We start from the raw sequence: 23,354 nt of genomic DNA, 5'->3' as shown, positions 1-23,354 counted from the left end.
CGATTTGCGCGTGCTTCGTTTGTACGAAGTAGGCAATTGCTAAAGAAATTAAGGTGGGCCAATGGCCCGAAGACTGGAAGGGGATGCTGCTGTTCGCGCATCCCGTTCGATCTTTGACACCGGTGGTCCCGCCTTAGGAAAACGAACAACGTGTGCCGTAACCCAGGCATGCGTAAACAAGATAACAAGGATAACGTCGAATGAACGGCCAAAATATCCGCATTCGCCTTAAGGCATTCGATCACCGTATTCTCGACGCTTCTACGCGCGAGATCGTGTCGACGGCGAAGCGCACCGGAGCTAGCGTCCGGGGCCCCGTTCCGCTTCCGACCCGCATCGAGAAGTTTACGGTTAACCGGTCCCCCCACGTCGACAAGAAAAGCCGCGAGCAGTTCGAGATGCGCACGCATAAGCGCCTTCTCGACATCGTAGACCCGACCCCGCAGACGGTGGACGCGCTCATGAAGCTCGACCTCGCCGCAGGTGTCGATGTTGAGATCAAGCTCTAAGACTTCTGTCTTGGACTGAGTGAGAAGGATTGAACCGATGCGTTCGGGTGTAATTGCACAAAAGGTGGGAATGACCCGCGTCTATAACGACGCTGGCGAGCATATCCCGGTTACCGTATTGCGGCTGGAAAACTGCCAGGTCGTCGCACACCGCACTGTTGAGAAGAATGGCTATGCAGCCGTTCAGCTCGGTGCTGGTTCTGCCAAGGTGAAGAACACCTCCAAGGCTATGCGCGGCAACTTCGCTATTGCCAACGTTGAGCCGAAGGCGAAGCTCGTCGAGTTTCGCGTTTCTGAAGATAACATGATCGAAGTCGGCACCGAGCTGAAGGCTGATCACTTTGCTGCTGGTCAGCTGGTCGACGTGACCGGTACCTCCATCGGTAAGGGTTTCGCCGGCGCCATGAAGCGCCATAACTTCGGCGGTCTTCGCGCGACCCACGGTGTTTCCGTGTCGCACCGTTCGCACGGTTCGACTGGTAACAACCAGGATCCGGGTAAGGTCTGGAAGGGCAAGCGCATGGCTGGTCACATGGGCCAGACGCGCATCACCACCCAGAACCTCGAAGTCGTTTCGACCGATGAAGGCCGCGGCCTGATCCTCGTCAAGGGTGCCGTCCCCGGCTCCAAGGGCGCCTGGATCGTTGTTCGCGACGCCATCAAGTCGGCCGCGAAGTAAGGGAGCCAGCTACAATGGAATTCAACGTCAAGACCCTCGAGGGAAAAGACGCCGGCCAGGTTTCCCTGTCGGATGCGATCTTCGGCCTCGATCCCCGCGAGGACATCCTCGCACGTATGGTGCGTTACCAGCTCGCCAAGAAGCAGCAGGGCACGCACAAGACCAAGGGCCGTGCGGAAGTTTCGCGCACCGGCGCCAAGATGTACAAGCAGAAGGGTACGGGCCGCGCTCGTCACCATTCGGCTCGCGCTCCGCAGTTCCGCGGCGGTGGTAAGGCTCACGGCCCGGTCGTGCGCAGCCACGAGCATGACCTTCCCAAGAAGGTTCGTGCGCTCGCTCTGCGTCACGCTCTCTCTGCCAAGCTCAAGGCCGAAGACCTGATCATCGTCGACAACCTGGTTGCTGCTGAAGCAAAGACCAAGGCTCTCGCTGGTACGTTCGCTTCGCTCGGTCTCACCAACGCCCTCCTGATCGGTGGCGCTGAGCTCGACAGCAACTTCAAGCTCGCAGCCCAGAACATCCCGAACGTGGACGTTCTGCCGGTTCAGGGCATCAATGTTTACGACATCCTGCGTCGCGGCAAGCTCGTGCTTTCCAAGGCTGCGGTTGAAGCCCTCGAGGAGCGTTTCAAGTGACAGACATTCGCCACTACGACGTGATCGTATCTCCGTCGATCACCGAAAAGTCGACCCTGTTGTCTGAGCACAACCAGGTTGTCTTCAACGTTGCCAAGACTGCTTCGAAGCCGGAAATCAAGGCTGCCGTAGAAGCTCTCTTCGGTGTGAAGGTCACTGCCGTCAATACGCTGGTCCGTTTGGGCAAGACGAAGCGCTTCCGCGGTTTCGTCGGCAAGCAGAAAGACGTCAAGAAGGCTGTTGTCACCCTGGCCGAAGGTCAGACGATCGACATCTCCACCGGTCTCTGAGGTAAAGAAAAATGGCACTGAAAAGCTATAATCCGACGACCCCGAGCCAGCGTCAGCTGGTCATCGTCGACCGTTCGGGCCTGTGGAAAGGCAAGCCGGTCAAGGCGCTGACGGAAGGTCTCTCCAAGAGCGGCGGTCGTAACAACAACGGCCGCATCACCGCCCGCTTCATCGGCGGCGGTCACAAGCGTACCTACCGCCTGGTCGACTTCAAGCGTCGCAAGTTCGACGTTGAAGGCACGGTCGAGCGTCTGGAATACGACCCGAACCGTACGTCGTTCATCGCGCTCATCACCTATACCGATGGCGAGCAGGCCTACATCATCGCTCCGCAGCGTCTCGCTGCCGGCGACAAGGTCATCGCTTCGGACAAGGCCGTCGACGTAAAGCCGGGCAACACCATGCCCCTGCAGTACATCCCGGTCGGCTCGATCGTTCACAACGTCGAAATGAAGCCGGGCAAGGGCGGTCAGATCGCTCGCTCTGCTGGCACCTACGTACAGCTGGTCGGCCGCGATGCCGGCATGGCTATCCTGCGCCTGAACTCCGGCGAACAGCGCCTCGTTCCGGGCTCGTGCCTCGCTACCGTTGGCGCCGTTTCCAACCCGGATCACGGCAACATCAACGACGGCAAGGCCGGTCGTACCGTATGGCGTGGCAAGCGTCCGCATAACCGCGGCGTCGTCATGAACCCGGTCGACCACCCGCACGGTGGTGGTGAAGGTCGTACCTCGGGTGGCCGTCATCCGGTTTCGCCTTGGGGCAAGCCCACCAAGGGCAAGCGCACACGTTCGAACAAGTCCACGGACAAGTTCATCATGCGCTCGCGCCACCTGAAGAAGTAAGAGAGGAAGTCGTTCAATGGCTCGTTCAGTATGGAAAGGTCCGTTTGTTGACGGCTATCTTCTCAAGAAGGCTGAGAAGGTGCGCGAAGGCGGACGCAGTGAAGTAATCAAGATGTGGAGCCGTCGCTCCACCATCTTGCCGCAGTTCGTCGGTCTGACGTTCGGCGTCTACAACGGCAACAAGCATGTGCCGGTAGCCGTCAACGAAGACATGGTCGGACACAAGTTTGGTGAATTCGCTCCCACCCGGACCTACTACGGTCACGGCGCGGACAAGAAGGCGAAGAGGAAGTAATCATGGCGAAGGCAAAGACCGAACGCCGGCTGAAGGACAACGAAGCACAGGCAGTCGCCCGTACGCTTCGCATCAGCCCGCAGAAGCTGAACCTGGTTGCCGCCATGATCCGCGGCAAGAAGGTTGAGCGCGCACTCGCAGAACTCGAGTTCTCGCGCAAGCGTATCTCTGGCACGGTGAAGAAGACCCTCGAGTCTGCTATCGCCAACGCCGAAAACAACCATGACCTCGACGTCGACGCGCTGATCGTAGCAGAAGCTTACGTCGGCAAGTCGATCACGATGAAGCGTTTCCACGCTCGCGGCCGTGGCCGTGCATCGCGCATCGAAAAGCCTTTCGCGCATCTGACGATCGTCGTTCGCGAAGTCGAGGAAAAAGGGGAGGCCGCATAATGGGCCAGAAAATTAATCCGATCGGTTTCCGCCTCGGCATTAACCGCACCTGGGACAGCCGTTGGTTCGCCGACAACGCCGAATACGGCCAGCTGCTCCACGAAGACCTGAAGATCCGTGCATATCTCATGCAGGAACTGAAGCAGGCCGGTATCGCCAAGGTGGTCATCGAGCGCCCGCACAAGAAGTGCCGCGTCACGATCCACTCGGCTCGTCCGGGCCTGATCATCGGCAAGAAGGGCGCAGACATCGAAAAGCTCCGCAAGAAGCTTTCCGAAATGACCCGCTCGGAAACGCACCTCAACATCGTTGAAGTGCGCAAGCCGGAAGTTGATGCTACGCTGGTCGCTCAGTCGATCGCCCAGCAGCTCGAGCGCCGCGTGGCTTTCCGCCGTGCGATGAAGCGTGCCGTTCAGTCGGCCATGCGTCTCGGCGCCGAAGGCATCAAGATCACCTGCGCCGGCCGTCTCGGCGGTGCAGAAATCGCTCGTACCGAATGGTACCGCGAAGGCCGCGTGCCGCTTCATACGCTGCGCGCCGACATTGACTACGGTACTGCAGAGGCTGAAACCGCTTTCGGCATTTGCGGCATCAAGGTCTGGATCTTCAAGGGCGAAATCCTTGAGCACGATCCGATGGCTTCCGAACGCCGCGCGCTGGAAGGCGACGCACAGGGCCCGGCAAGCCGTGAACGCGGTGATCGCGGTGACCGAGGCGGTCGTCGCGAACGCGAAAACGCTTGATAAGCGCTGGCGAAAGATAAGCTCGGAGAAGTAAGAAAATGTTGCAGCCAAAGCGTACCAAGTACCGCAAGCAGTTCAAAGGTCGCATCAAGGGTGTGGCCAAGGGCGGCTTCGACCTGGCTTTCGGCGAATTCGGCCTGAAGTCACTTGAACCGAACCGCGTCAATGCTCGCGAGATCGAAGCGGCCCGCCGCGCGATCACGCGTGCTATGAAGCGTGCCGGCCGCGTCTGGATCCGTGTGTTCCCTGACGTTCCGGTTACTGCCAAGCCTACCGAAGTCCGTATGGGTAAAGGTAAGGGCGGCGTCGAATACTGGGCTTGCAAGGTCAAGCCTGGTCGTATGATGTTCGAGATCGATGGTGTTACGGAAGAGCTTGCCCGCCAGGCTCTGACGCTCGGTGCCGCCAAGCTCTCGGTCAAGACGCGCTTCGTACAGCGCATCGCAGAGTAAGGAGCAAGGCACATGAAAGCCGAAGAAGTTCGCGGCCTCACGGCCGACCAGCTCAAGGACAAGCTCGCCGACCTGAAGAAGGAGCAGTTCAACCTGCGCTTCCAGAAGGCCACCGGTCAGCTCGAGAAGTCCTCGCGCATCAACGAAGTCCGCAAGGACATCGCCCGCGTTAAGACCATTGCCCGCCAGAAGGCGGCAGAAGCCAAGGCCTAAGGAAGAATAATATGCCAAAACGCATTCTGCAGGGCGTAGTCGTTTCGGACAAGAACGAGAAGACCGTTGTTGTTCGGGTAGAGCGCCGCTTCGCGCATCCGCTGCTTCAGAAGACGGTTCGCCGTTCCAAGAAGTACAAGGCGCATGACGAAAACAACCAGTTCAAGGTTGGTGACGTAGTTTCCATCGAGGAATGCGCACCGATCTCCAAGGACAAGACCTGGACGGTTATTACCGCCCAGGCCTAATCTTACAGTTTTGCGTCAGACTGGCCTAAGGGCCTTGCGTCTGGCGCAGAATCGTATATGAAGCACGCCACTGGCGCAGTACGCTCGGCAACGGGCGTACTTTTGCTTTGAGCGCATGGAAGGTCCCAACTCGGGAAACCACCTTGGCAAGACCCATCCCGCGCACAAAAATTATGTTCATTGCCGGCTCCGTGCATTTTCGCGCGCGGTCTTGCCGGTCATTAGAAAAAGGCGACCTGACATGATTCAGATGCAAACAAACCTCGACGTGGCGGATAATTCCGGCGCACGTCGTGTCATGTGCATCAAGGTGCTGGGCGGCTCCAAGCGCAAGTACGCTTCCATCGGCGACATCATTGTCGTTTCGATCAAGGAAGCGATCCCGCGCGGCCGCGTGAAGAAGGGTGACGTGATGAAGGCGGTTGTTGTGCGCACCGCCAAGGACATCCGTCGTCCGGACGGCAGCGTCATCCGCTTCGATAACAACGCAGCGGTCCTCATCGACAACAAGAAAGAGCCGATCGGCACCCGTATCTTCGGACCGGTTCCGCGCGAACTTCGTGCGAAGAACCACATGAAGATCATCTCGCTGGCTCCGGAAGTGCTGTAAGGAGCTCATGCGATGAATAAGATCAAGAAGGGCGACAACGTCGTCGTATTGGCTGGTAAGGACAAGGGCCGTTCTGGCGAAGTCCTCCAGGTCCTGCCGAAGGAAGACCGTGCGGTCGTTCGCGGCATCAACATGGTGAAGCGCCACCAGCGTCAGTCTCAGACGCAGGAAGCCGGCATCATCAACAAGGAAGCGTCCATTCACCTGTCGAACATCGCGATCGTCGCGAAAGACGGCAAGCCGACCCGCGTTGGCTTCTCCGTCGTCGATGGCAAGAAGGTTCGTGTTGCCAAGCGTACGGGAGATGTGATCGATGGCTGAGGCTAAGTATGAGCCGCGTCTCAAGGCGGAATACGTTTCGCGTATCCGTGGCGCGCTGAAGGAGCAGTTCTCCTACTCCAACGAGATGATGATCCCCAAGCTGGAAAAGATCGTCATCAACATGGGTGTGGGCGAGGCGACTGCCGACTCCAAGAAGCCTTCTGTTGCTGCTGCCGATCTCGCAGCGATCGCCGGCCAGAAGCCGGTCATCACCAAGGCGCGCAACTCGATCGCAGGCTTCAAGGTCCGCGAACAGATGCCGATCGGCGCGAAGGTCACCCTGCGCGGCGCCCGTATGTACGAGTTCATGGATCGCCTGATCAACATCGCGCTTCCGCGCGTTCGCGACTTCCGCGGCCTGAACCCGAAGAGCTTTGACGGCCGTGGCAACTTCGCCATGGGCATCAAGGAACACATTGTGTTCCCGGAGATCAACTACGACAAGGTTGATCAGATGTGGGGCATGGACATCATCGTTTGCACGACGGCTACCAAGGACGACGAAGCGCGGGCTCTTCTGACAGAGTTCAACTTCCCGTTCCGCCAGTAACCGTAACGACGAGCGTTTAAAAGGAACTCCCATATGGCGAAGACCAGCGCAGTTGAAAAGAACAAGCGCCGCCGCAAGACCGTCGCCAACCAGGCTGCCAAGCGTGCAGAACTGAAGGCGACCATCATGAACCAGGAACTTCCGATCGAAGACCGGTTCAAGGCAACTATCAAGCTCGCTTCGATGTCTCGTGATGGCTCGAAGACGCGTATCCGCAACCGTTGCGAAGTCACCGGTCGCCCGCGCGCTTTCTATCGCAAGCTTAAGATGTCGCGTATCGCGCTTCGCGAACTCGGCAACCTCGGCAAAGTGCCGGGCATCGTCAAGTCGAGCTGGTAAGGAGATCGTTAGATGACCATGACTGATCCCTTGGGCGATATGCTCACCCGTATCCGCAACGGCGCAGCCCGTCGCAAGTCGTCCGTTTCCACGCCTGCTTCCAAGCTGCGTGCACGCGTTCTCGACGTTCTGCAGGCTGAAGGCTACATCCGCGGTTATTCGGAAATCGACTACGGTAACGGCAAGGCCGAGATCGAAATCGAACTCAAGTACTACGAAGGCGCATCCGTGATCCGTGAGATCGGCCGCGTTTCGAAGCCGGGCCGCCGAGTTTATGTCTCGGTTAAGTCCATTCCGCAGGTCGCGAACGGCCTCGGCATCACCATCCTTTCGACCCCGAAGGGCGTGATGGCCGATCACCAGGCTCGCGAACAGAACGTAGGCGGCGAGGTTCTTTGCTCGGTCTTCTAAGACTGGGCAAGGATCTCCATAACGGACAGACAGGATAAAAAAATGTCTCGTATCGGTAAAAAGCCCGTTCAGGTTCCTGCTGGGATCACGGCTACCGTTGACGGCCAGAAGATCTCTGCAAAGGGTCCGAAGGGCGAACTCTTCTTCGTCGCCAATGACGAAGTAAAGGTTGAATTCAAGGACAACGCCGTTTCGGTGACCCCGGTCAACGATTCGAAGGATGCTCGTTCGAAGTGGGGCATGTCCCGCACGATGATCGAGAACATCTTCAAGGGCGTTAAGGACGGTTTTGAGCGCAAGCTCGAAATCAACGGCGTCGGTTACCGCGCATCCATGCAGGGCAAGAACCTGCAGCTGGCGCTCGGCTTCAGCCATGACGTTGTTTACGAAACCCCTGAGGGTATCACCATTGCCGTGCCGAAGCCGACGGAAATCGTCGTCACCGGCATCAACAAGCAGCAGGTCGGTCAGGTTGCCGCGGAAATCCGCGAATACCGTGGTCCCGAGCCCTACAAGGGCAAAGGCGTCAAGTACGCCGAGGAACGGATCGTCCGCAAGGAAGGCAAGAAGAAGTAAGGACGAGCGATCATGGCTACCAGAAAAGAAGCACTCACCAAGCGTGCGAGCCGTGTTCGCCGCCAGATCAAGAAGGTCGCAAACGGCCGTCCGCGTCTGTCGGTTCACCGCTCCTCCAAGAACATCTACGTACAGGTCATCGACGACGTGGCCGGCCGCACGCTTGCTGCCGCTTCCACGCTCGACGTCGATCTGCGCAAGTCGCTGAAGACCGGTGCGGACGTTGCAGCAGCTGCTGCCGTCGGCAAGCTGGTTGCAGAACGCGCCTCGAAGGCTGGCGTGAAGGAAGTCGTGTTCGATCGCGGCGCCTTCATCTATCACGGCCGCATCAAGGCACTTGCTGAAGCTGCCCGCGAAGGCGGTCTGAGCTTCTAATCAATTTCGCCCGTCCTGCCTTGTGAAAGGGCAGGGCGGGCGAATTGCGGTTTTTCCGCACCTCAATCCGGCAGGTGAACTCACATGCCGGAATTCATGCAACTGCCGTTCCACCCGCAAAAGAAAAAGGACAAGGACAATGGCACAGGAAAGAAGGGGCCGCGAAGATCGTGCGCCTCGTGAAGAGCGCGATAGCGAATTCGTCGACAAGCTGGTCGCGATCAACCGCGTCGCCAAGGTCGTCAAGGGCGGCCGTCGTTTCGGTTTTGCTGCTCTCGTCGTCGTCGGCGACCAGAAGGGCCGCGTTGGCTTCGGTCACGGCAAGGCACGCGAAGTGCCGGAAGCTATCCGCAAGGCAACTGAATCCGCCAAGCGCGACCTGATCTTCGTACCGCTGCGCGATGGCCGTACGCTTCATCACGACATCAACGGCCGTCACGGCGCCGGCAAGGTTCTGCTGCGCGCTGCCAAGGCTGGTACGGGCATCATCGCCGGTGGTCCAATGCGCGCCGTCTTCGAAACGCTCGGCGTTCATGACGTCGTCGCCAAGTCGACCGGTTCCTCGAACCCGTACAACATGATCCGTGCGACGTTCGACGCTCTCAAGCACCAGGTGCATCCGAAGGACGTAGCAGCTCAGCGCGGCATCAAGTATGCCACCCTGCAGTCGCGCCGCGCCGCTTCCGGCAATGCGTCGGAAGAATAAGAGGAGTCTGATCCATGGCTAAGGCTACGAAGAAGACTGAAGCAAAGACGGTTACGGTCGAACAGATCGGATCGCCTATTCGCCGTCCGGCCATCCAGCGTGCAACGCTGATCGGTCTGGGCCTCAACAAGATGCACCGGGTTAGCACTCTGGAAGATACGCCTTCCGTTCGTGGCATGATCCGGGCCGTCCAGCATCTCGTCCGCGTCGTCGACGAGAAGTGAGGGTTTGATCATGAAACTGAATGAGATCAAGGACAACGAAGGCTCCACCAAGGACCGTATCCGCGTAGGTCGCGGTATCGGATCTGGCAAGGGCAAGACCGGTGGTCGCGGCGTCAAGGGTCAGAAGGCCCGTTCCGGCGTTGCCATCAAGGGCTTCGAAGGCGGTCAGATGCCTATCTACCGTCGCCTGCCGAAGCGCGGCTTCAACAACATCTTCGCACTGGATTACGTCACCGTATCGCTCGGCCGTATCCAGACCGCGATCGATGCTGGCAAGCTCGACGCCAAGGCAACGGTTGACGCGGCTGCCCTCAAGGCTGCTGGCGTGATCCGTCGCCCGAAGGACGGCGTTCGCGTCCTGTCCGACGGCGAACTGAAGGCAAAGGTCTCGATCGAAGTCGCCGGCGCCTCCAAGGCTGCTGTCGAAAAGATCGAAAAGGCCGGTGGTTCGATCAAGCTTCTCGAAGCTGTCGAATCTGCCGCAGAGTAAATCGTTTGAAAATGCCCGGTGTGAGCTTCACACCGGGCATTTTTATCTCCATATGTGAGCCTCACGATTCCGCGGCGATCCAGCCGGGTCGCCTGTCCGGAATCACACGGAAAACAGGGTGAGGCAGTCGATTGCAGCCGCAATCTCCCGAAGCCCGGTTTTTAAAACCAGAATTTAGACTGCTTTCCGGGTTTGGTTTTGTTCACCGCCGGAGAAATGTGTCGGGCGGAGAATTGCATGGCTTCTGCAGCAGAACAACTTGCCTCCAATTTGAATTTTTCAACCTTTGCCAAGGCTGAGGATCTGAAGAAGCGGCTGTGGTTTACGCTCGCTGCTCTCCTCGTTTATCGCCTTGGTACGCATATTCCGCTTCCGGGCCTGAACCCTGAAGCCTATGCGCAGGCTTTCCGCGGCCAGGCCGGCGGTATCCTTGGCCTGTTCAACATGTTTTCGGGCGGCGCCGTCGAGCGCATGGCGATCTTCGCCCTCGGGATCATGCCTTACATCTCGGCTTCGATCATCGTTCAGCTGATGACCTCCGTCGTTCCTTCGCTTGAGAACCTCAAGAAGGAAGGCGAACAGGGCCGCAAGATCATCAACCAGTATACCCGCTACGGCACCGTCATCCTTGGCGCGCTGCAGGCCTACGGCATTGCCGCCGGCCTTTCGAGCGGGCAGGGGATCGTGTCCGAACCCGGCTGGTTCTTCACCCTCTCGACCGTCGTCACGCTTCTCGGCGGCACGATGTTCCTGATGTGGCTCGGCGAGCAGATCACCTCGCGCGGTATCGGCAACGGTATCTCGCTGATCATCTTCTCGGGTATCGCAGCCGGTCTGCCGACTGCTCTTGCCAACACGATGGAACTTGGCCGCACCGGCGCTCTGCCGACCGGTCTGATTCTCCTCGTCCTCGTTGTCGCGATCGCCGTCATTGCGCTGATCGTCTTCGTCGAACGTGCCCAGCGCCGCCTTCTGATCCAGTATCCGAAGCGTCAGGTCGGCAACCGCATGTTCCAGGGCGATACTTCGCACCTGCCGCTGAAGCTCAACACTTCGGGCGTCATTCCGGCGATCTTCGCGTCCTCGCTTCTGCTTCTGCCGGCAACGGCCGCAGGTTTTGCGGGCACGACGGCGCTGCCGACCTGGGCGACTGCCGTTATCTCGTCGCTCGGCCATGGCCAGCCGCTGTTCATGCTGCTTTATGCGGCGCTGATCGCCTTCTTCGCCTTCTTCTACACGGCCATCGTCTTCAATCCGAAGGACACGGCCGACAATCTGAAGAAACATGGTGGCTTCATTCCGGGCATCCGTCCGGGCGAGCGCACCGCCGAATATATCGATTATGTGCTGACCCGAATCACGGTCATCGGCGCGATCTATCTAGTCGTAGTCTGCATCCTGCCGGAATTCCTGGTGGCCCGCACCGGCGTGCCATTAGCCCTTGGTGGTACTTCGCTTTTGATCGTGGTCAGTGTTACCCTCGATACGGTGGCGCAGATCCAGGGACACCTCATTGCGCAGCAATATGAGGGTCTGATCAAGAAATCGAAGCTGCGCGGAGGCAAGAGGGGACGATGAGACTGATTCTTTTAGGACCGCCGGGCGCGGGTAAGGGGACCCAGGCCCAGCGGATCGTGGAAAAGCACGGCATTCCGCAGCTTTCCACGGGTGACATGCTGCGTGCCGCTGTTGCTGCAGAAACCGAAGTTGGCAAGCGCGCCAAGGCGGTGATGGATGCCGGTAATCTCGTCTCCGACGAGATCGTCAACGCGATCGTCTCCGAACGGATCGATCAGCCTGACTGTACGAACGGTTTTATCCTTGATGGTTTTCCGCGGACCTTGGTCCAGGCGGATGCCACCGAGGTCATGCTGCAGGCCAAGGGCAAGGATCTCTCCGTTGTCATCGAGCTGCGGGTCGACGACAAGGAACTGGTTCGCCGTGTTTCCGGTCGTTATTCCTGTGGGCAGTGCGGCACGGTCTATCACGACACGGACAAGAAGCCTTCCAAGGAAGGCGTCTGCGACAAGTGCGGTTCCACCCACTTCAAGCGCCGTCCGGACGACAATGCCGAAACCATGACCAAGCGCCTCGAGGTCTACTACAAGGAAACCTCGCCGCTGATCGGCTATTACCATGCCAAGGGTAAGCTGAAGACCGTCGACGGCATGGCCGAGATGGACAAGGTCACGGCCGATATCGAAAAGATCCTCGGCAGCCTCTAAAAGGCTGTCACAGGTCTGTTAAAGAATCTTGGGCGGTAAGGTTGCATTCAAGCACTGATTCCGCTAAACACCGCGCCAACTCGCGACAGTTTTCAGCGATCGGCGCGGAGGTCCTGCCAAGGACATCCGGGGCGATCCTTTTGAGCTGTCCCGTATGACGTTTGAACTGGCGGCCGTTATTCGGTTGCTTTCATGGAAGAAATACCGCTTGCCGGATGGCAACCGGAACCAAGGAGAATAGGCGTGGCACGTATCGCTGGCGTCAACATCCCGACTGCGAAGCGCGTTGTCATCGCGCTGACCTACATTCACGGGATCGGCCCGAAGTTTGCACAGGAAATCATGGACAAGGTCGGCCTTGCTGCTGACAAGCGCGTCCATCAGCTGACGGACTCTGAAATCCTTCAGATCCGCGAAACCATCGACCGCGATTACCAGGTCGAAGGCGATCTTCGTCGCGAAACCGCGATGAACATCAAGCGCCTCATGGACCTCGGTTGCTACCGTGGCCTGCGTCACCGTCGTGGCCTTCCGGTCCGCGGTCAGCGCACGCACACCAATGCCCGCACCCGCAAGGGTCCGGCCAAGGCAATCGCCGGTAAGAAGAAGTAATTTTGGATGGATCGTCCGAGCAGGCAGGGTTCCTGTCCGCTTTTGCGTGATGGTCCGTTCCAAGGTGGAGCCGCTGGCATTACGGCGGTGCAGAGATCAACGAAAGGGATAATATGGCCAAGGAAGCCACCCGCGTTCGTCGTCGCGAACGCAAGAATATCACGTCGGGCGTTGCCCACGTCAATTCTACCTTCAACAACACGATGATCACCATTACCGACGCACAGGGCAATGCTATTGCCTGGTCGTCTGCTGGTGCCAAGGGCTTCAAGGGTTCGCGTAAGTCGACCCCGTTTGCTGCTCAGATCGCTGCCGAAGACTGCGCCAAGAAGGCTCAGGAGCATGGCATGAAGTCGCTTGAAGTCGAAGTTTGCGGTCCGGGTTCCGGCCGTGAATCGGCACTTCGCGCTCTGCAGGCTGCTGGCTTCATGATCACCTCGATCCGCGACGTCACGCCGATCCCGCACAACGGCTGCCGTCCGCGCAAGAAGCGCCGCGTCTGATCGTCAGACTTAAGGGTCGCCCTTGGCGGCCCGGTTTTGAACTCGGGGACAGCCGCTTTACCTATAAAAGGTCGAGCGGCTTTAACCGTATCGCCGAAGAGCTTTGCTCCTCTCGGAGTTCCTCATGCTCGGTTGCCACGATTGAATGGTGGCAACGAACGGAAGGTTTAAGTGATGATCCAGAAGAACTGGCAGGAACTGATCAAGCCGAACAAGGTGGAATTTTCCTCCTCCGGCCGTACCAAGGTAACGCTTGTTGCCGAACCCCTGGAGCGCGGCTTCGGCCTGACGCTCGGCAACGCGCTTCGTCGCGTGCTTCTGTCGTCTCTGCGCGGTGCTGCTGTCACCGCAGTGCAGATCGACGGCGTATTGCATGAATTCTCGTCCATCCCCGGCGTTCGGGAAGATGTGACCGACATCGTGCTCAACATCAAGGAAATCGCCATCAAGATGGATGGCGACGACGCAAAGCGCATGGTCGTGCGCAAGCAGGGCCCGGGCTCGGTTACCGCCGGCGACATCCAGACGGTTGGCGACATCGAGATCCTGAACCCCGACCACGTGATCTGCACCCTCGACGAGGGCGCTGAAATCCGTATGGAATTCACGGTCAACAACGGCAAGGGCTACGTCCCGGCCGAACGTAACCGTGCCGAAGATGCTCCGATCGGTCTCATCCCGGTCGACAGCCTCTACTCGCCGGTCAAGAAAGTGTCCTACAAGGTGGAAAACACCCGCGAAGGCCAGGTTCTCGACTACGACAAGCTGACCATGACCATCGAAACCGATGGTTCGGTCACGGGTGAAGACGCTGTCGCCTTCGCCGCCCGCATCCTCCAGGACCAGCTCGCTGTTTTCGTCAACTTCGACGAGCCGCAGAAGGAAGCCGAAGAGGAATCGGTTACCGAGTTGGCGTTCAATCCGGCACTTCTCAAGAAGGTCGACGAACTGGAACTTTCCGTTCGTTCGGCTAACTGCCTGAAGAACGACAACATCGTTTACATCGGCGATCTGATCCAGAAGACCGAGGCGGAAATGCTCCGCACTCCGAACTTTGGTCGCAAGTCGCTGAACGAGATCAAGGAAGTTCTGGCATCCATGGGCCTCCATCTCGGCATGGAAGTTCCCGCCTGGCCGCCGGAAAACATCGAAGACCTCGCCAAGCGTTACGAAGACCAATACTAACAGATCATACTGCAGGCGTATGCCTGCAAGTGAAGGAGACCTAACATGCGCCACGGAAAATCCGGCCGCAAGCTTAACCGCACCGCAAGCCACCGCAAGGCGATGTTCGCCAACATGGCGGCTTCGCTCATCACTCATGAGCAGATCGTAACGACCCTTCCGAAGGCGAAGGAAATCCGTCCGATCGTTGAAAAGCTCGTCACTCTCGGCAAGCGCGGCGACCTGCACGCTCGTCGTCAGGCGATCTCGCAGATCCAGGACCAGGACGCTGTCAAGAAGCTGTTCGACGCCATCGCTTCGCGCTACGCAACCCGCAACGGCGGCTACCTGCGTATCATGAAGGCCGGCTTCCGCCAGGGCGACAACGCTGCCATGGCCGTCATCGAGTTCGTTGAACGCGATGTTGACGCCAAGGGCGCAGCCGACAAGGCTCGCGTTGCTGCTGAAGCAGAAGCTGCCGAAGCCGCTTGATTTCAAGCGACCGATACTGAATTCAAAAAGGCCGGGTGGAAACACCCGGCCTTTTTGTTATCTGCAGGGTAGGGCGACATGGCGGGCAAGGGGATTTCGAAACGGCGGCTCGGCCGGCTTCTGGCGGCGCTTTGCGTGATCCTCCTCGGGCTTTTGCTGCGGCGCTTCGGATACGATCTCGGCCTGCCTTTCCTCATCGTCAAATATGGCGGCTCCATCCTCTGGGGCGCGATGGTTTTCCTAATCGTCGCGTGCCTTGCCGGCCTACGCCGGCCCATCGTCCTCGTCACGGTGGCGCTCCTGATCGCCATCGCAGTCGAGTTTTCGCGGCTCTACCAGACCCCAGCGTTGGATGCATTCCGCCTCACACTCGCCGGCAAGCTGCTTCTCGGCCGTGTCTTCTCGCTCTGGAATATTCTCGCCTATGCGATCGGCATAGCGCTTGCGGCCGTCGCGGATGCCATGCTGACGCGTGTTGACCGCGATCAATGAGGTCATTTCTGCCGAGTGTAATCTCGGACCGTATCAACCAAAGGGGTTGTGAGGGACGACGATGGCGTACACACCTGCATTCGACAACGAACCCAAAGAACTGTTCATTCCCGCCTTGGGCGGCTTTTACGAGCATGTGGCCCAGCCCATGGCCTGGACCATCTTCCGTGTCGCCATCGGCGGCATGCTGGTGCTCGAAGGCTGGCCGAAGCTGATGGCGCCGATGGCCCAGGTCGGCTTCGTCGAAGGGCTCGGCTTCCATCCGGGGTGGCTTTTCTCGCCCATGCTCGCCGTCATGCAGGTCTTTGGCGGCCTGCTGATCGCGCTCGGCCTCTTCACCCGGCCAGCCGCCCTTGCCAACGGCGTCATGCTGGCCATCACGCTCTGGTACCATTTCGCCCATCCCTATGGCGATGCGGTCCTGACCCAGGCGGGCATCGATGCGTTGAAGGCCGGCAGTGACCTCTTCACGCCGAATGCCATGGCCCGCATAGCGGATGGCGGTGCTAAATTTCTGCATCAGGTTCAGGAAAAGGCCGAACAGAACTCGCTGTTCTGGACCGGCGGCGCCTTCATCTTCGCGGCTTTCGGCGGTGGTTACCTGTCGCTCGACCGGCTGCTTTTCAAAAAGCAGTTCTAGCCCTTGCGAGGAGGGCTTTCGAGCAAGGACAGGAAAGAGGCCGGGTTTGGGGACCCGGCCTCAAACGTTTTTATGAAAGAGGAGCGTCAGTCCGGAACGTGGATCTGCCGCTTGATATGCTTGAGGTTGGCGACGATCGTGAAGGTCATGATCACCAGCAGCGACCAGGAACTCCATTTGCCGATATGCACCGTCGACCAGGCGCCGAGCTGGTTCGGATATTTCCAGATGCCGAAAAAGGTCGAGATGTTTTCCGCCAGCCAGATGAAGAAGCCGATCAGCACGAAGGCAAGCAGCAGCGGCATCTTTCTGTCGCGGTCGTAAGGGCGGAAGATCACGCTGGTGCGCGCATAAAGCCCGAGCGCGCAGGCGGCGATATACCAGCGATAATCGCCGATGAAGTGATGGGTGAAGAAATTGGCGTAAGTAGCGAGCGCTACAAGGGCTGCCATCCAGTAGCTCGGATGATGACGGATGCGCAGGTCAAGCAGGCGCCAGGCCTGGATGATGTAGCTGCCGACCGCCGCATACATGAAGCCGGAAAACAGCGGCACGCCCAGAACCTTGGTATAGGCGAAATCCGGATAGGACCAGGACTGGATGCTGCCGGAGGTCTTGAAGACTTCCAGAGCAAAACCGACAACATGGAAGAGGCAGATTGCCTTGGCCTCGTCCAGCGTTTCAAGCTTGCTCCAGATCATGAAGATCTGGATGGCGAGCGCGATTACGAGAAGCACGTCATACCGTGGCACCCCGAAAAGCCCGGCCTTCGGCACAAGAAAGATCGACACGAAGAACAGGCCGGCAAACAGGCAGGCGCGTGCTTCCTTCATGCCGAAATAGAGGAATTCGACGACAAAGCGGAGAAAGCCCGTCAGCTGACGAAACGGCCGGACATCGCAGAGATAGAAATCCAGGAGCGCCAGCCGCCCGTTATTCACCCCCGTATCCGTTGTCATGCCAAACTCCCCATTCAGGGCTCGGAATGGACCCCGGCGAGCGTGGCATGTCAACCCGCGCGCACAGGCGATGCCGGTTTCACCAACAGGATGTAGCGGCTAACGCTCGGCCGGCCTTGGCGTCCGGGCGGATTTCCCGCCCCGCTTCCAGGCGAGGAAAGGCCTCCGCAGCGGGCGGTAGGCGAGAAGCAGGCCGATCAACGCGATATGGATGAAGGGCACCAGCGTCACCGACTTGACGGCCAACACGTAGTGGATCGCGCCGCCCACGGCGATCAGATAGATCAGCTTGTGCAGCCTGTTCCAGGCGCCTGACAGCTTGCGGATCGACCAGTTGTTCGAGGTGATCGCAAGCGGCACGAGGAAGACAAGGCAGGCGAAACCGATGGTGATATAGGGCCGCCGAATAATGTCGCCGCCGACCGCGCCAAAATTTAAGCGCAGGTCGAGCAGCAGATAGACGGCAAAATGCATCACAACGTAATAGAAGGCGAGAAGCCCGAGCGCTCGCCGGTAACGCATCCAGTTGATGCCAAAGATGTCGCGCAGCGGCGTGATCGCAAGCGTCGCGATGATCAGGCGCAGCGCCCAGCTGCCCAGGAGATGTTCGAATTCCTTGACGGGATTGAACCCAAGCCCGCCTGTTGCCGCCTGATAGAAATACCAGGCGGCGGGACAGAGGCCGATGACGTAAAGCGCCCAGATGCTGGCGGCGTGATAGTGTCGGGGCAGGGTCGGTAGAAACGCCATGCTCAGTAATTCGCCTTCAGGTCCATGCCGGAATAGAGGCTGGCGACTTCATTGGCATAACCATTGAAGGGCAGGGTATCGCGCCGGGCATTGCCGAACAGGCCACCTTCGCCGATCCGCTGCTCCGTCGCCTGGCTCCAGCGCGGATGGTCGACGGCCGGATTGACGTTGGAATAAAACCCGTATTCGCGGGCATTCGAATTTTTCCAGGTCGTCTCCGGCTGCTTTTCGACGAGCGAAATGCGGACGATCGACTTGATGCTCTTGAACCCGTATTTCCACGGCACGACGAGCCGGATCGGTGCGCCATTCGGGTTCGGCAGCGTTTCGCCATAAAGGCCGACGGCAAGAATGGTCAGCGGATGGCGCGCTTCATCCATTCTGAGCCCTTCGATATAAGGCCAGGGCAGGGGCTGGAAAAAGCCGCTCTGGCCCGGCATTTCCTCCGGTCGCACGACGGTTTCGAACGAGACGTATTTGGCGCTGCCAAGCGGATCGACCTGATCGAGCAGGCTTGCCAGCGGAAAACCGATCCAGGGAATGACCATGGACCAGCCCTCGACGCAGCGCATCCGGTAGGTCCGGTCCTCGAGCTTCATTTTCATCAGCTCGTCGAGGCCGAATTCCTTCGGCTTGCCGACAAGGCCATCCACTTTCACCGACCAGGGCGTCGGCTTGAAACTGCCGGAATTCTGGGCCGGATCTTCCTTGTTGACGCCGAATTCGTAGAAATTGTTGTAGCTCGTCACCGCTTCCTTCGGCGTCAGCTTTTCGTCGATCTTGTAGGCGCTGGGCGCTGCCGTCAGCGGCGCTGCCTCGGCCATGCCGGCGCCCATCAGCGCCAGACCGGCACCGGCTGCCGCCGTGCCGATGAACTGGCGCCGCGACAGATAGGTATCGCGCGGTGTGATTTCGCAAGACGGAATATGCGGCGGACGATAGGCAGGCATCGAGGTCTCCTCAGGCGGGAAGCGTGTCTATGCTCATACGTAAGCACAAAGCCCTTGGTTTCACAGCAACAAGCTGATCCGCGAAGCACGTTTGCGTGAAGAATCCGGTGGAGCTGCCGAAGATCTGGGCCGATTTGAACTTTTGGGCCGCCATATCCATTTACGGAATACCCCTTCAATGATTGGCGGGGCATGGAGGCACATAGATCGATGGCAACCAGAACCTGGGATGACCGCGCCGAAAGCGCCTTTGCCGACAATGCCGACCGGCTGGAACTGATGCGCCGCCTGCGCCGTCTGCATGGCATCGCCCGGCTGATGGATACCGCAATCCGGATTCCCGGCACCGGCATCCGTTTCGGTGCCGATTCCGTCTTCGGCCTTGTGCCCGTCATTGGCGACGCCGGAGGCGCTCTGGTCGGCCTCTACATGATGAACGAGGCACGGCTCTTGGGCGTACCCGCGGAAAAGCTCGTCCGCATGCTCGCCAACATCGCCGCCGACACTCTGCTCGGCAGTGTGCCTGTCGCAGGTGACGTGTTCGACGTCTTCTTCAAATCCAACCGCCGCAACCTCGATATCGTGCTGGAGCATTTTGGCATGAGCCGGGAAGATTTGAGGCGAGGGCGCTAACTTAAAATGCTTTTGGTAATCCCGCCTGCTTGAGGGTCGCATTTGCGGTATGGCGCGACTTCACACCGTGGTCGACGGTAAAATAGCGCTGGGTTATTGGGCTGTACCAGATCTCATGGTCGCCTTTTCCTGGACGATGATAATGGCAACCAGCCTTTTCGAGCAGTTTCTTGAGTTCGCGCAGATAGCTCGCCATGGCTTACGCAGCGTGAGGGTTGGCAATATGCGAATGCTGCTCCGAAAGGATACGAATAGGAATCTCAGCCAGAGGTGAGCTGATCCCGTTAAGCTCGATGAGGTCCGCAAGAGCTTCCTTCACCTTGGGTTCAAGTGCCTCGATCGTGGCAGCCTCGACAGCCAGCCCATCGATATCGTCGGTGGTTGCGACCCACACGGATGCTTCGTCATCCCATGTTGCATGCACGATGATGGACATGACAGTGTTCATGGAACTCTCCGAGAAAATCGCTGGCTGATTATAACCGCAGCCATATCGGAAATACAATTTCACCGGATCAAACCGTACCGTACCGCACAGTACCGCTTTTGCCCTTGCTGGTAGTGACAGCATTTTTCCGGTTTGCTAGGAGAGCTTACAAAACAGCGGCTTTTGCGTCCCGGCTGATAAACCGGTAGACTGCAAGACCGGGAAGAGACCGAGGATACATCCATGCCTGTTTATCGTTCGAGAACCACCACCCACGGCCGCAACATGGCCGGAGCCCGCGGCCTGTGGCGCGCCACCGGCATGAAGGACGGCGATTTCGGCAAGCCGATCATCGCCGTCGTCAACTCCTTCACCCAGTTCGTGCCCGGCCACGTCCATCTGAAGGATCTCGGCCAACTCGTTGCCCGCGAGATCGAGGCGGCCGGCGGTGTTGCCAAGGAATTCAACACGATCGCGGTCGATGACGGCATCGCCATGGGCCATGACGGCATGCTCTATTCGCTGCCTTCGCGCGAAATCATCGCCGACTCGGTCGAATACATGGTCAATGCGCATTGCGCCGACGCCATGGTCTGCATTTCGAACTGCGACAAGATCACGCCCGGCATGCTGAATGCCGCGATGCGCCTCAACATCCCAGCGGTCTTCGTGTCCGGCGGCCCGATGGAAGCCGGCAAGGCGACCGTTCACGGCAAGAAGGTTGCGCTCGATCTGGTTGACGCCATGGTTGCCGCAGCCGACGAAAGCTACACGGACGAAGAAGTCGAAACGATCGAACGTTCCGCCTGTCCCACCTGTGGCTCGTGCTCCGGCATGTTCACCGCAAATTCGATGAACTGCCTGACCGAAGCCCTTGGCCTGTCGCTGCCGGGCAACGGCTCGACGCTTGCCACCCATTCGGACCGCAAGCGCCTGTTCGTCGAGGCCGGCCACCTGATCGTCGATCTCGCCCGCCGTTATTACGAGCAGGACGATACGACCGTCCTGCCGCGCAATATCGCCACCAAGCAGGCCTTCGAGAACGCCATGTCGCTCGATATCGCCATGGGCGGCTCGACCAACACGGTTCTGCACATCCTGGCGGCCGCTTACGAAGGCGGCGTTGATTTCTCTATGGAAGACATCGATGTGCTCTCGCGCAAGGTTCCGTGCCTCTCCAAGGTCGCGCCTGCCAAGCAGGACGTCCATATGGAAGATGTTCACCGCGCCGGCGGCATCATGCGCATCCTGGGCGAACTCGATCGTGGCGGCCTGATCAACCGCGATTGCTATACGGTCCACGAAGCAACCCTCGGCGACGCAATCGATCGCTGGGACATCACCCGCACCAATTCGGAAACCGTCCGCACCTTCTTCAAGGCAGCACCGGGCGGCGTGCCGACCCAGGTCGCGTTCTCCCAGTCGTCGCGCTGGGACGAGCTCGATACCGACAGCGAAAAGGGCGTCATCCGCTCGGTTGAAAAGCCCTTCTCCAAGGATGGCGGTCTGGCCGTGCTTTACGGCAATATCGCGCTCGACGGCTGCATCGTCAAAACCGCCGGCGTCGATGAATCGATCCTGAAATTCACCGGTCCCGCGCGCGTCTTCGAAAGCCAGGACGCCTCGGTCAAGGCGATCCTCTCCAACGAGATCAAGGCCGGTGATGTCGTCGTTATCCGCTACGAAGGCCCGAAGGGCGGCCCGGGCATGCAGGAAATGCTCTATCCGACGAGCTACCTGAAGTCCAAGGGCCTCGGAAAGGCCTGTGCGCTGATCACCGACGGCCGCTTCTCGGGCGGCACCTCGGGCCTGTCGATCGGCCACGCCTCGCCGGAAGCAGCCCAGGGCGGCGCCATCGGCCTCGTGCAGGAAGGCGACATGATCGAGATCGACATCCCGAACCGCACGATCCACCTCAAGGTGACCGATAGTGAACTCGCCGCCCGCCGCCACGAGCAGGAAGCCCTCGGCTGGAAGCCGGCCGCGCCCCGCAAGCGCAATGTCACGACGGCGCTTAAGGCTTATGCGGCATTTGCCGCTTCGGCGGACAAGGGTGCGGTTCGCATCCTGCCGGAATGATTGAATTGGCCGGAGGGGGCTAGTCTTCCTTCGGCCACTGTCCTTTGCGCCAGTCACGGGATGTATGGATGAGGCGCAGAACGGTAAGAACAGATCCGCGATCCGTCGCTGAAATGTTGTAAGCAAGGATATAAGGCAGCCCGGCAACGGACTTTTCCAAGGTGCCGGCGACCCGACCAGGGCGTCCTGTCGAATGCACAGAAAGCCTAAGTGCGCATTCGTCCACTCGCTTGGCCACATCGCGCGCACTTTCAGGATTGTGCTCGGCAATATATCCAATTTGTCTCTTGAAATCCTCCAATGCATCACGTGACCACTGGAGTTTTGCTGTCATCAGCGACGAGCCGGAGAGTTGCTGATCAGAGTGTTGATCTCTTCCATCGCATCCTGATGAGATACGACCCTGCCGGCCTCCAGGTCGGACAAGCCTCGCTCAATACCCCGGACAATTTCAAGCTCATTAGCCACATAGGCGGACAATGCTTGGCTTGCGAGGCTAGCCGAGGATACGGAAGACCTGTTCGCAAGCCGATCAAGGCCGACCATGACGTCGTCGCTAATGTCGATCGTAAGTTTCTTGGCCATGACAAACCATTGTTATGAATGGGTCTAGGCTATCATCTTTCGACGCGTAGGGCCATCGCGGCCGGGCATATCACAAAGGCCGGCTCAGCCCCTTATACGCCTCATCCAGCTGCTTCAGCCGCTCGGCATAGGCGCCGCGGATACATTCCACATCCTCGCCACAGGCCTGGCGCTTCTTGAGCCACACGCTTTGCTCTTCCTGCAGCTTGCCGCGGTTCCCCATCGCAAGCAGGCTGGTCAGGATGTCGAAGGTGGTCACCATTTTCACATCCGCATCGTTGAGCGAACGCGTGTCGCAGATCACCTTTTCATCCGCGGCCAGCTTGCCGCTGTCGCAGTCGAAGCTGGCGGCAGAGGCGGTCGAAGGTGCTGCCATCAGGGCTGCGCCGAAGAGAAGGCCCGTTATGCCGGTTGTCGTCAGAAAATGTCTCATGCCTGTGGCCCTCGTGATCGAATGCGGGGAGCCGGTCTCAGAAGAGATCCTTCAGGCTCCATCCGAGAAAGATGAGGCAGGCGAGCCAGATGGCAAGGATGAAGATGAGACCGCTGCGGCTGACCGGTCTTTCGGCCCTGCGCATGGCCTCTGCGCGAAACTCCGCCATCAGCGCGTCCGGCACCAGCCGGATGGCCAGCATGATGCCGAGCGGCACGATCAGAAGGTCGTCGAGATAACCGAGGACGGGAATGAAATCCGGAATGAGGTCGACCGGCGACAGAGCATAGGCAGCAACCGCGCCGGCGGCGATCTTGGCGGAAAACGGCACGCGGCGGTCACGGGCGGCAATCCAGAGCGCGACGACATCGCGCTTCAGCGCTTTCGCCCAGATTTTCAGCCTTGCCAGCATGTTTACGCCTCTTTGATTTCGTGACCGCGTCAAAACGACGAGATAGCCCTTTCCGTCCTGTTTCGGCCACCTTTCTTTTCCAGCCTGCCGCGCTA

General features: G+C 59.1%; 40 protein-coding genes. 31 read left to right on the top strand and 9 right to left on the bottom strand.

Going from position 1 to position 23,354, the window contains the following annotated elements; genetic code table 11:
• Positions 1-200 precede the first annotated feature (200 nt).
• The 29 genes from rpsJ to FHW37_RS06425 all read left to right on the top strand — a co-directional run bounded on the left by rpsJ (position 201) and on the right by FHW37_RS06425 (position 16,031).
• Positions 201-509 (top strand): 30S ribosomal protein S10, encoded by a 309-nt coding sequence (gene rpsJ / locus FHW37_RS06565; RefSeq protein WP_003507767.1) that lies wholly within the window; start codon positions 201-203, stop codon positions 507-509.
• A 37-nt stretch (positions 510-546) separates the two neighbouring features.
• Positions 547-1,188, top strand: a complete 642-nt coding sequence (rplC, locus tag FHW37_RS06560; RefSeq protein WP_145634198.1) for a 50S ribosomal protein L3 — start codon at positions 547-549, stop codon at positions 1,186-1,188.
• A 14-nt stretch (positions 1,189-1,202) separates the two neighbouring features.
• On the top strand, positions 1,203-1,823 hold the full coding sequence (rplD, locus tag FHW37_RS06555) for a 50S ribosomal protein L4 (protein ID WP_145634197.1): 621 nt from the start codon (positions 1,203-1,205) through the stop codon (positions 1,821-1,823).
• Positions 1,820-2,113, top strand: a complete 294-nt coding sequence (locus FHW37_RS06550; protein ID WP_145634194.1) for a 50S ribosomal protein L23 — start codon at positions 1,820-1,822, stop codon at positions 2,111-2,113. Before rplD ends, FHW37_RS06550 begins: the two co-directional genes overlap by 4 nt.
• Before the next feature lie 11 nt (positions 2,114-2,124).
• Positions 2,125-2,958: a 50S ribosomal protein L2 gene (gene rplB / locus FHW37_RS06545; protein ID WP_145634191.1), complete on the top strand. Its 834-nt coding sequence runs from the start codon at positions 2,125-2,127 to the stop codon at positions 2,956-2,958.
• Positions 2,959-2,974: 16 nt separating this feature from the next.
• Positions 2,975-3,253, top strand: coding sequence for a 30S ribosomal protein S19 (rpsS, locus tag FHW37_RS06540; RefSeq protein WP_145292336.1), 279 nt, complete (start codon positions 2,975-2,977; stop codon positions 3,251-3,253).
• Positions 3,254-3,255: 2 nt separating this feature from the next.
• Positions 3,256-3,645, top strand: coding sequence for a 50S ribosomal protein L22 (rplV, locus tag FHW37_RS06535; protein ID WP_145634189.1), 390 nt, complete (start codon positions 3,256-3,258; stop codon positions 3,643-3,645).
• On the top strand, positions 3,645-4,388 hold the full coding sequence (gene rpsC, locus FHW37_RS06530) for a 30S ribosomal protein S3 (RefSeq protein WP_145634187.1): 744 nt from the start codon (positions 3,645-3,647) through the stop codon (positions 4,386-4,388). Before rplV ends, rpsC begins: the two co-directional genes overlap by 1 nt.
• Before the next feature lie 38 nt (positions 4,389-4,426).
• Entirely contained in the window at positions 4,427-4,840 is a 414-nt protein-coding gene (gene rplP / locus FHW37_RS06525; protein WP_145634185.1) for a 50S ribosomal protein L16, read from the top strand.
• Between the two features lie 12 nt (positions 4,841-4,852).
• Positions 4,853-5,053 carry a 50S ribosomal protein L29 gene (gene rpmC, locus FHW37_RS06520; RefSeq protein ID WP_007531673.1) on the top strand — a complete coding sequence of 67 codons (201 nt, stop codon included), beginning with the start codon at positions 4,853-4,855 and terminating at the stop codon, positions 5,051-5,053.
• A gap of 11 nt (positions 5,054-5,064) precedes the next feature.
• Complete coding sequence (rpsQ, locus tag FHW37_RS06515; RefSeq protein WP_145634182.1) at positions 5,065-5,301, top strand: 30S ribosomal protein S17; 237 nt, start codon at positions 5,065-5,067, stop codon at positions 5,299-5,301.
• 241 nt (positions 5,302-5,542) lie between these two features.
• Positions 5,543-5,911, top strand: coding sequence for a 50S ribosomal protein L14 (rplN, locus tag FHW37_RS06510; RefSeq protein WP_007770138.1), 369 nt, complete (start codon positions 5,543-5,545; stop codon positions 5,909-5,911).
• A gap of 12 nt (positions 5,912-5,923) precedes the next feature.
• Positions 5,924-6,232, top strand: a complete 309-nt coding sequence (rplX, locus tag FHW37_RS06505; protein ID WP_145634181.1) for a 50S ribosomal protein L24 — start codon at positions 5,924-5,926, stop codon at positions 6,230-6,232.
• A complete protein-coding gene (gene rplE, locus FHW37_RS06500; protein ID WP_145634179.1) occupies positions 6,225-6,782 on the top strand; it encodes a 50S ribosomal protein L5 in 558 nt (185 codons plus the stop codon). The genes rplX and rplE overlap by 8 nt, the downstream gene beginning before the upstream one ends.
• A gap of 33 nt (positions 6,783-6,815) precedes the next feature.
• Positions 6,816-7,121, top strand: a complete 306-nt coding sequence (rpsN, locus tag FHW37_RS06495; RefSeq protein ID WP_145634177.1) for a 30S ribosomal protein S14 — start codon at positions 6,816-6,818, stop codon at positions 7,119-7,121.
• Between the two features lie 12 nt (positions 7,122-7,133).
• Positions 7,134-7,532 (top strand): 30S ribosomal protein S8, encoded by a 399-nt coding sequence (rpsH, locus tag FHW37_RS06490; protein WP_145634176.1) that lies wholly within the window; start codon positions 7,134-7,136, stop codon positions 7,530-7,532.
• A gap of 42 nt (positions 7,533-7,574) precedes the next feature.
• Positions 7,575-8,108, top strand: a complete 534-nt coding sequence (gene rplF, locus FHW37_RS06485; protein WP_145634174.1) for a 50S ribosomal protein L6 — start codon at positions 7,575-7,577, stop codon at positions 8,106-8,108.
• A 12-nt stretch (positions 8,109-8,120) separates the two neighbouring features.
• Positions 8,121-8,483, top strand: a complete 363-nt coding sequence (gene rplR / locus FHW37_RS06480; protein ID WP_093000497.1) for a 50S ribosomal protein L18 — start codon at positions 8,121-8,123, stop codon at positions 8,481-8,483.
• Positions 8,484-8,622: 139 nt separating this feature from the next.
• Positions 8,623-9,189 carry a 30S ribosomal protein S5 gene (gene rpsE, locus FHW37_RS06475; protein ID WP_145634171.1) on the top strand — a complete coding sequence of 189 codons (567 nt, stop codon included), beginning with the start codon at positions 8,623-8,625 and terminating at the stop codon, positions 9,187-9,189.
• A gap of 14 nt (positions 9,190-9,203) precedes the next feature.
• Positions 9,204-9,413 (top strand): 50S ribosomal protein L30, encoded by a 210-nt coding sequence (rpmD, locus tag FHW37_RS06470; RefSeq protein ID WP_145634169.1) that lies wholly within the window; start codon positions 9,204-9,206, stop codon positions 9,411-9,413.
• A gap of 10 nt (positions 9,414-9,423) precedes the next feature.
• On the top strand, positions 9,424-9,903 hold the full coding sequence (rplO, locus tag FHW37_RS06465; RefSeq protein WP_145634167.1) for a 50S ribosomal protein L15: 480 nt from the start codon (positions 9,424-9,426) through the stop codon (positions 9,901-9,903).
• 237 nt (positions 9,904-10,140) lie between these two features.
• Entirely contained in the window at positions 10,141-11,481 is a 1,341-nt protein-coding gene (secY, locus tag FHW37_RS06460; protein ID WP_145634165.1) for a preprotein translocase subunit SecY, read from the top strand.
• Positions 11,478-12,128, top strand: coding sequence for an adenylate kinase (locus FHW37_RS06455; RefSeq protein WP_145634163.1), 651 nt, complete (start codon positions 11,478-11,480; stop codon positions 12,126-12,128). The genes secY and FHW37_RS06455 overlap by 4 nt, the downstream gene beginning before the upstream one ends.
• 243 nt (positions 12,129-12,371) lie before the next feature.
• Positions 12,372-12,740, top strand: a complete 369-nt coding sequence (rpsM, locus tag FHW37_RS06450) for a 30S ribosomal protein S13 (protein ID WP_145634162.1) — start codon at positions 12,372-12,374, stop codon at positions 12,738-12,740.
• A gap of 113 nt (positions 12,741-12,853) precedes the next feature.
• Entirely contained in the window at positions 12,854-13,243 is a 390-nt protein-coding gene (gene rpsK / locus FHW37_RS06445; RefSeq protein ID WP_007766864.1) for a 30S ribosomal protein S11, read from the top strand.
• 174 nt (positions 13,244-13,417) lie between these two features.
• Positions 13,418-14,428, top strand: coding sequence for a DNA-directed RNA polymerase subunit alpha (locus FHW37_RS06440; protein WP_145634160.1), 1,011 nt, complete (start codon positions 13,418-13,420; stop codon positions 14,426-14,428).
• A 45-nt stretch (positions 14,429-14,473) separates the two neighbouring features.
• A complete protein-coding gene (rplQ, locus tag FHW37_RS06435; protein ID WP_145634157.1) occupies positions 14,474-14,899 on the top strand; it encodes a 50S ribosomal protein L17 in 426 nt (141 codons plus the stop codon).
• Between the two features lie 78 nt (positions 14,900-14,977).
• Positions 14,978-15,391: a DUF2809 domain-containing protein gene (locus FHW37_RS06430; protein ID WP_145634155.1), complete on the top strand. Its 414-nt coding sequence runs from the start codon at positions 14,978-14,980 to the stop codon at positions 15,389-15,391.
• A 61-nt stretch (positions 15,392-15,452) separates the two neighbouring features.
• The gene (locus tag FHW37_RS06425) at positions 15,453-16,031 is read left to right on the top strand and encodes a DoxX family protein (protein WP_145634153.1); all 579 of its coding nucleotides are present in this window, start codon (positions 15,453-15,455) and stop codon (positions 16,029-16,031) included.
• An 86-nt stretch (positions 16,032-16,117) separates the two neighbouring features.
• On the opposite strand, the gene FHW37_RS06420 is transcribed toward FHW37_RS06425, so the two are convergent.
• From FHW37_RS06420 to msrP, 3 genes are all read right to left on the bottom strand, one after another.
• Positions 16,118-16,990 carry a DUF817 domain-containing protein gene (locus FHW37_RS06420; RefSeq protein ID WP_145634151.1) on the bottom strand — a complete coding sequence of 291 codons (873 nt, stop codon included), beginning with the start codon at positions 16,988-16,990 and terminating at the stop codon, positions 16,118-16,120.
• A gap of 99 nt (positions 16,991-17,089) precedes the next feature.
• Entirely contained in the window at positions 17,090-17,740 is a 651-nt protein-coding gene (gene msrQ, locus FHW37_RS06415) for a protein-methionine-sulfoxide reductase heme-binding subunit MsrQ (protein ID WP_145634149.1), read from the bottom strand.
• Positions 17,741-17,742: 2 nt separating this feature from the next.
• A complete protein-coding gene (gene msrP / locus FHW37_RS06410) occupies positions 17,743-18,690 on the bottom strand; it encodes a protein-methionine-sulfoxide reductase catalytic subunit MsrP (RefSeq protein ID WP_145634147.1) in 948 nt (315 codons plus the stop codon).
• 210 nt (positions 18,691-18,900) lie between these two features.
• On the opposite strand from msrP, the gene FHW37_RS06405 reads away from it, so the two are divergent.
• A complete protein-coding gene (locus FHW37_RS06405; RefSeq protein WP_145634144.1) occupies positions 18,901-19,323 on the top strand; it encodes a DUF4112 domain-containing protein in 423 nt (140 codons plus the stop codon).
• A gap of 1 nt (position 19,324) precedes the next feature.
• On the opposite strand, the gene FHW37_RS06400 is transcribed toward FHW37_RS06405, so the two are convergent.
• Together FHW37_RS06400 and FHW37_RS06395 are read right to left on the bottom strand one after the other, a co-directional pair.
• Positions 19,325-19,519, bottom strand: a complete 195-nt coding sequence (locus tag FHW37_RS06400) for a type II toxin-antitoxin system HicA family toxin (RefSeq protein ID WP_145634142.1) — start codon at positions 19,517-19,519, stop codon at positions 19,325-19,327.
• A gap of 3 nt (positions 19,520-19,522) precedes the next feature.
• Positions 19,523-19,771, bottom strand: coding sequence for a DUF1902 domain-containing protein (locus tag FHW37_RS06395; RefSeq protein WP_145634140.1), 249 nt, complete (start codon positions 19,769-19,771; stop codon positions 19,523-19,525).
• Between the two features lie 222 nt (positions 19,772-19,993).
• Between FHW37_RS06395 and ilvD the strand changes: the two genes are divergently transcribed.
• A complete protein-coding gene (gene ilvD / locus FHW37_RS06390) occupies positions 19,994-21,829 on the top strand; it encodes a dihydroxy-acid dehydratase (protein WP_145634137.1) in 1,836 nt (611 codons plus the stop codon).
• Positions 21,830-21,848: 19 nt separating this feature from the next.
• Here ilvD and FHW37_RS06385 read toward each other — a convergent pair whose 3' ends face one another.
• From FHW37_RS06385 to FHW37_RS06370, 4 genes are all read right to left on the bottom strand, one after another.
• Positions 21,849-22,163, bottom strand: coding sequence for a type II toxin-antitoxin system RelE/ParE family toxin (locus FHW37_RS06385; protein WP_145634135.1), 315 nt, complete (start codon positions 22,161-22,163; stop codon positions 21,849-21,851).
• A complete protein-coding gene (locus tag FHW37_RS06380) occupies positions 22,163-22,414 on the bottom strand; it encodes a CopG family transcriptional regulator (RefSeq protein WP_145634133.1) in 252 nt (83 codons plus the stop codon). The genes FHW37_RS06385 and FHW37_RS06380 overlap by 1 nt, the downstream gene beginning before the upstream one ends.
• A gap of 70 nt (positions 22,415-22,484) precedes the next feature.
• Complete coding sequence (locus tag FHW37_RS06375) at positions 22,485-22,847, bottom strand: lysozyme inhibitor LprI family protein (RefSeq protein WP_145634130.1); 363 nt, start codon at positions 22,845-22,847, stop codon at positions 22,485-22,487.
• 37 nt (positions 22,848-22,884) lie between these two features.
• The gene (locus FHW37_RS06370) at positions 22,885-23,259 is read right to left on the bottom strand and encodes a YkvA family protein (RefSeq protein WP_145634127.1); all 375 of its coding nucleotides are present in this window, start codon (positions 23,257-23,259) and stop codon (positions 22,885-22,887) included.
• Positions 23,260-23,354 lie beyond the last annotated feature (95 nt).

Source organism: Neorhizobium alkalisoli (assembly GCF_007829835.1).
In the GTDB taxonomy this organism is placed as follows: Bacteria; Pseudomonadota; Alphaproteobacteria; order Rhizobiales; family Rhizobiaceae; genus Neorhizobium.
This window is presented reverse-complemented; position numbering and strand designations above follow the sequence as displayed.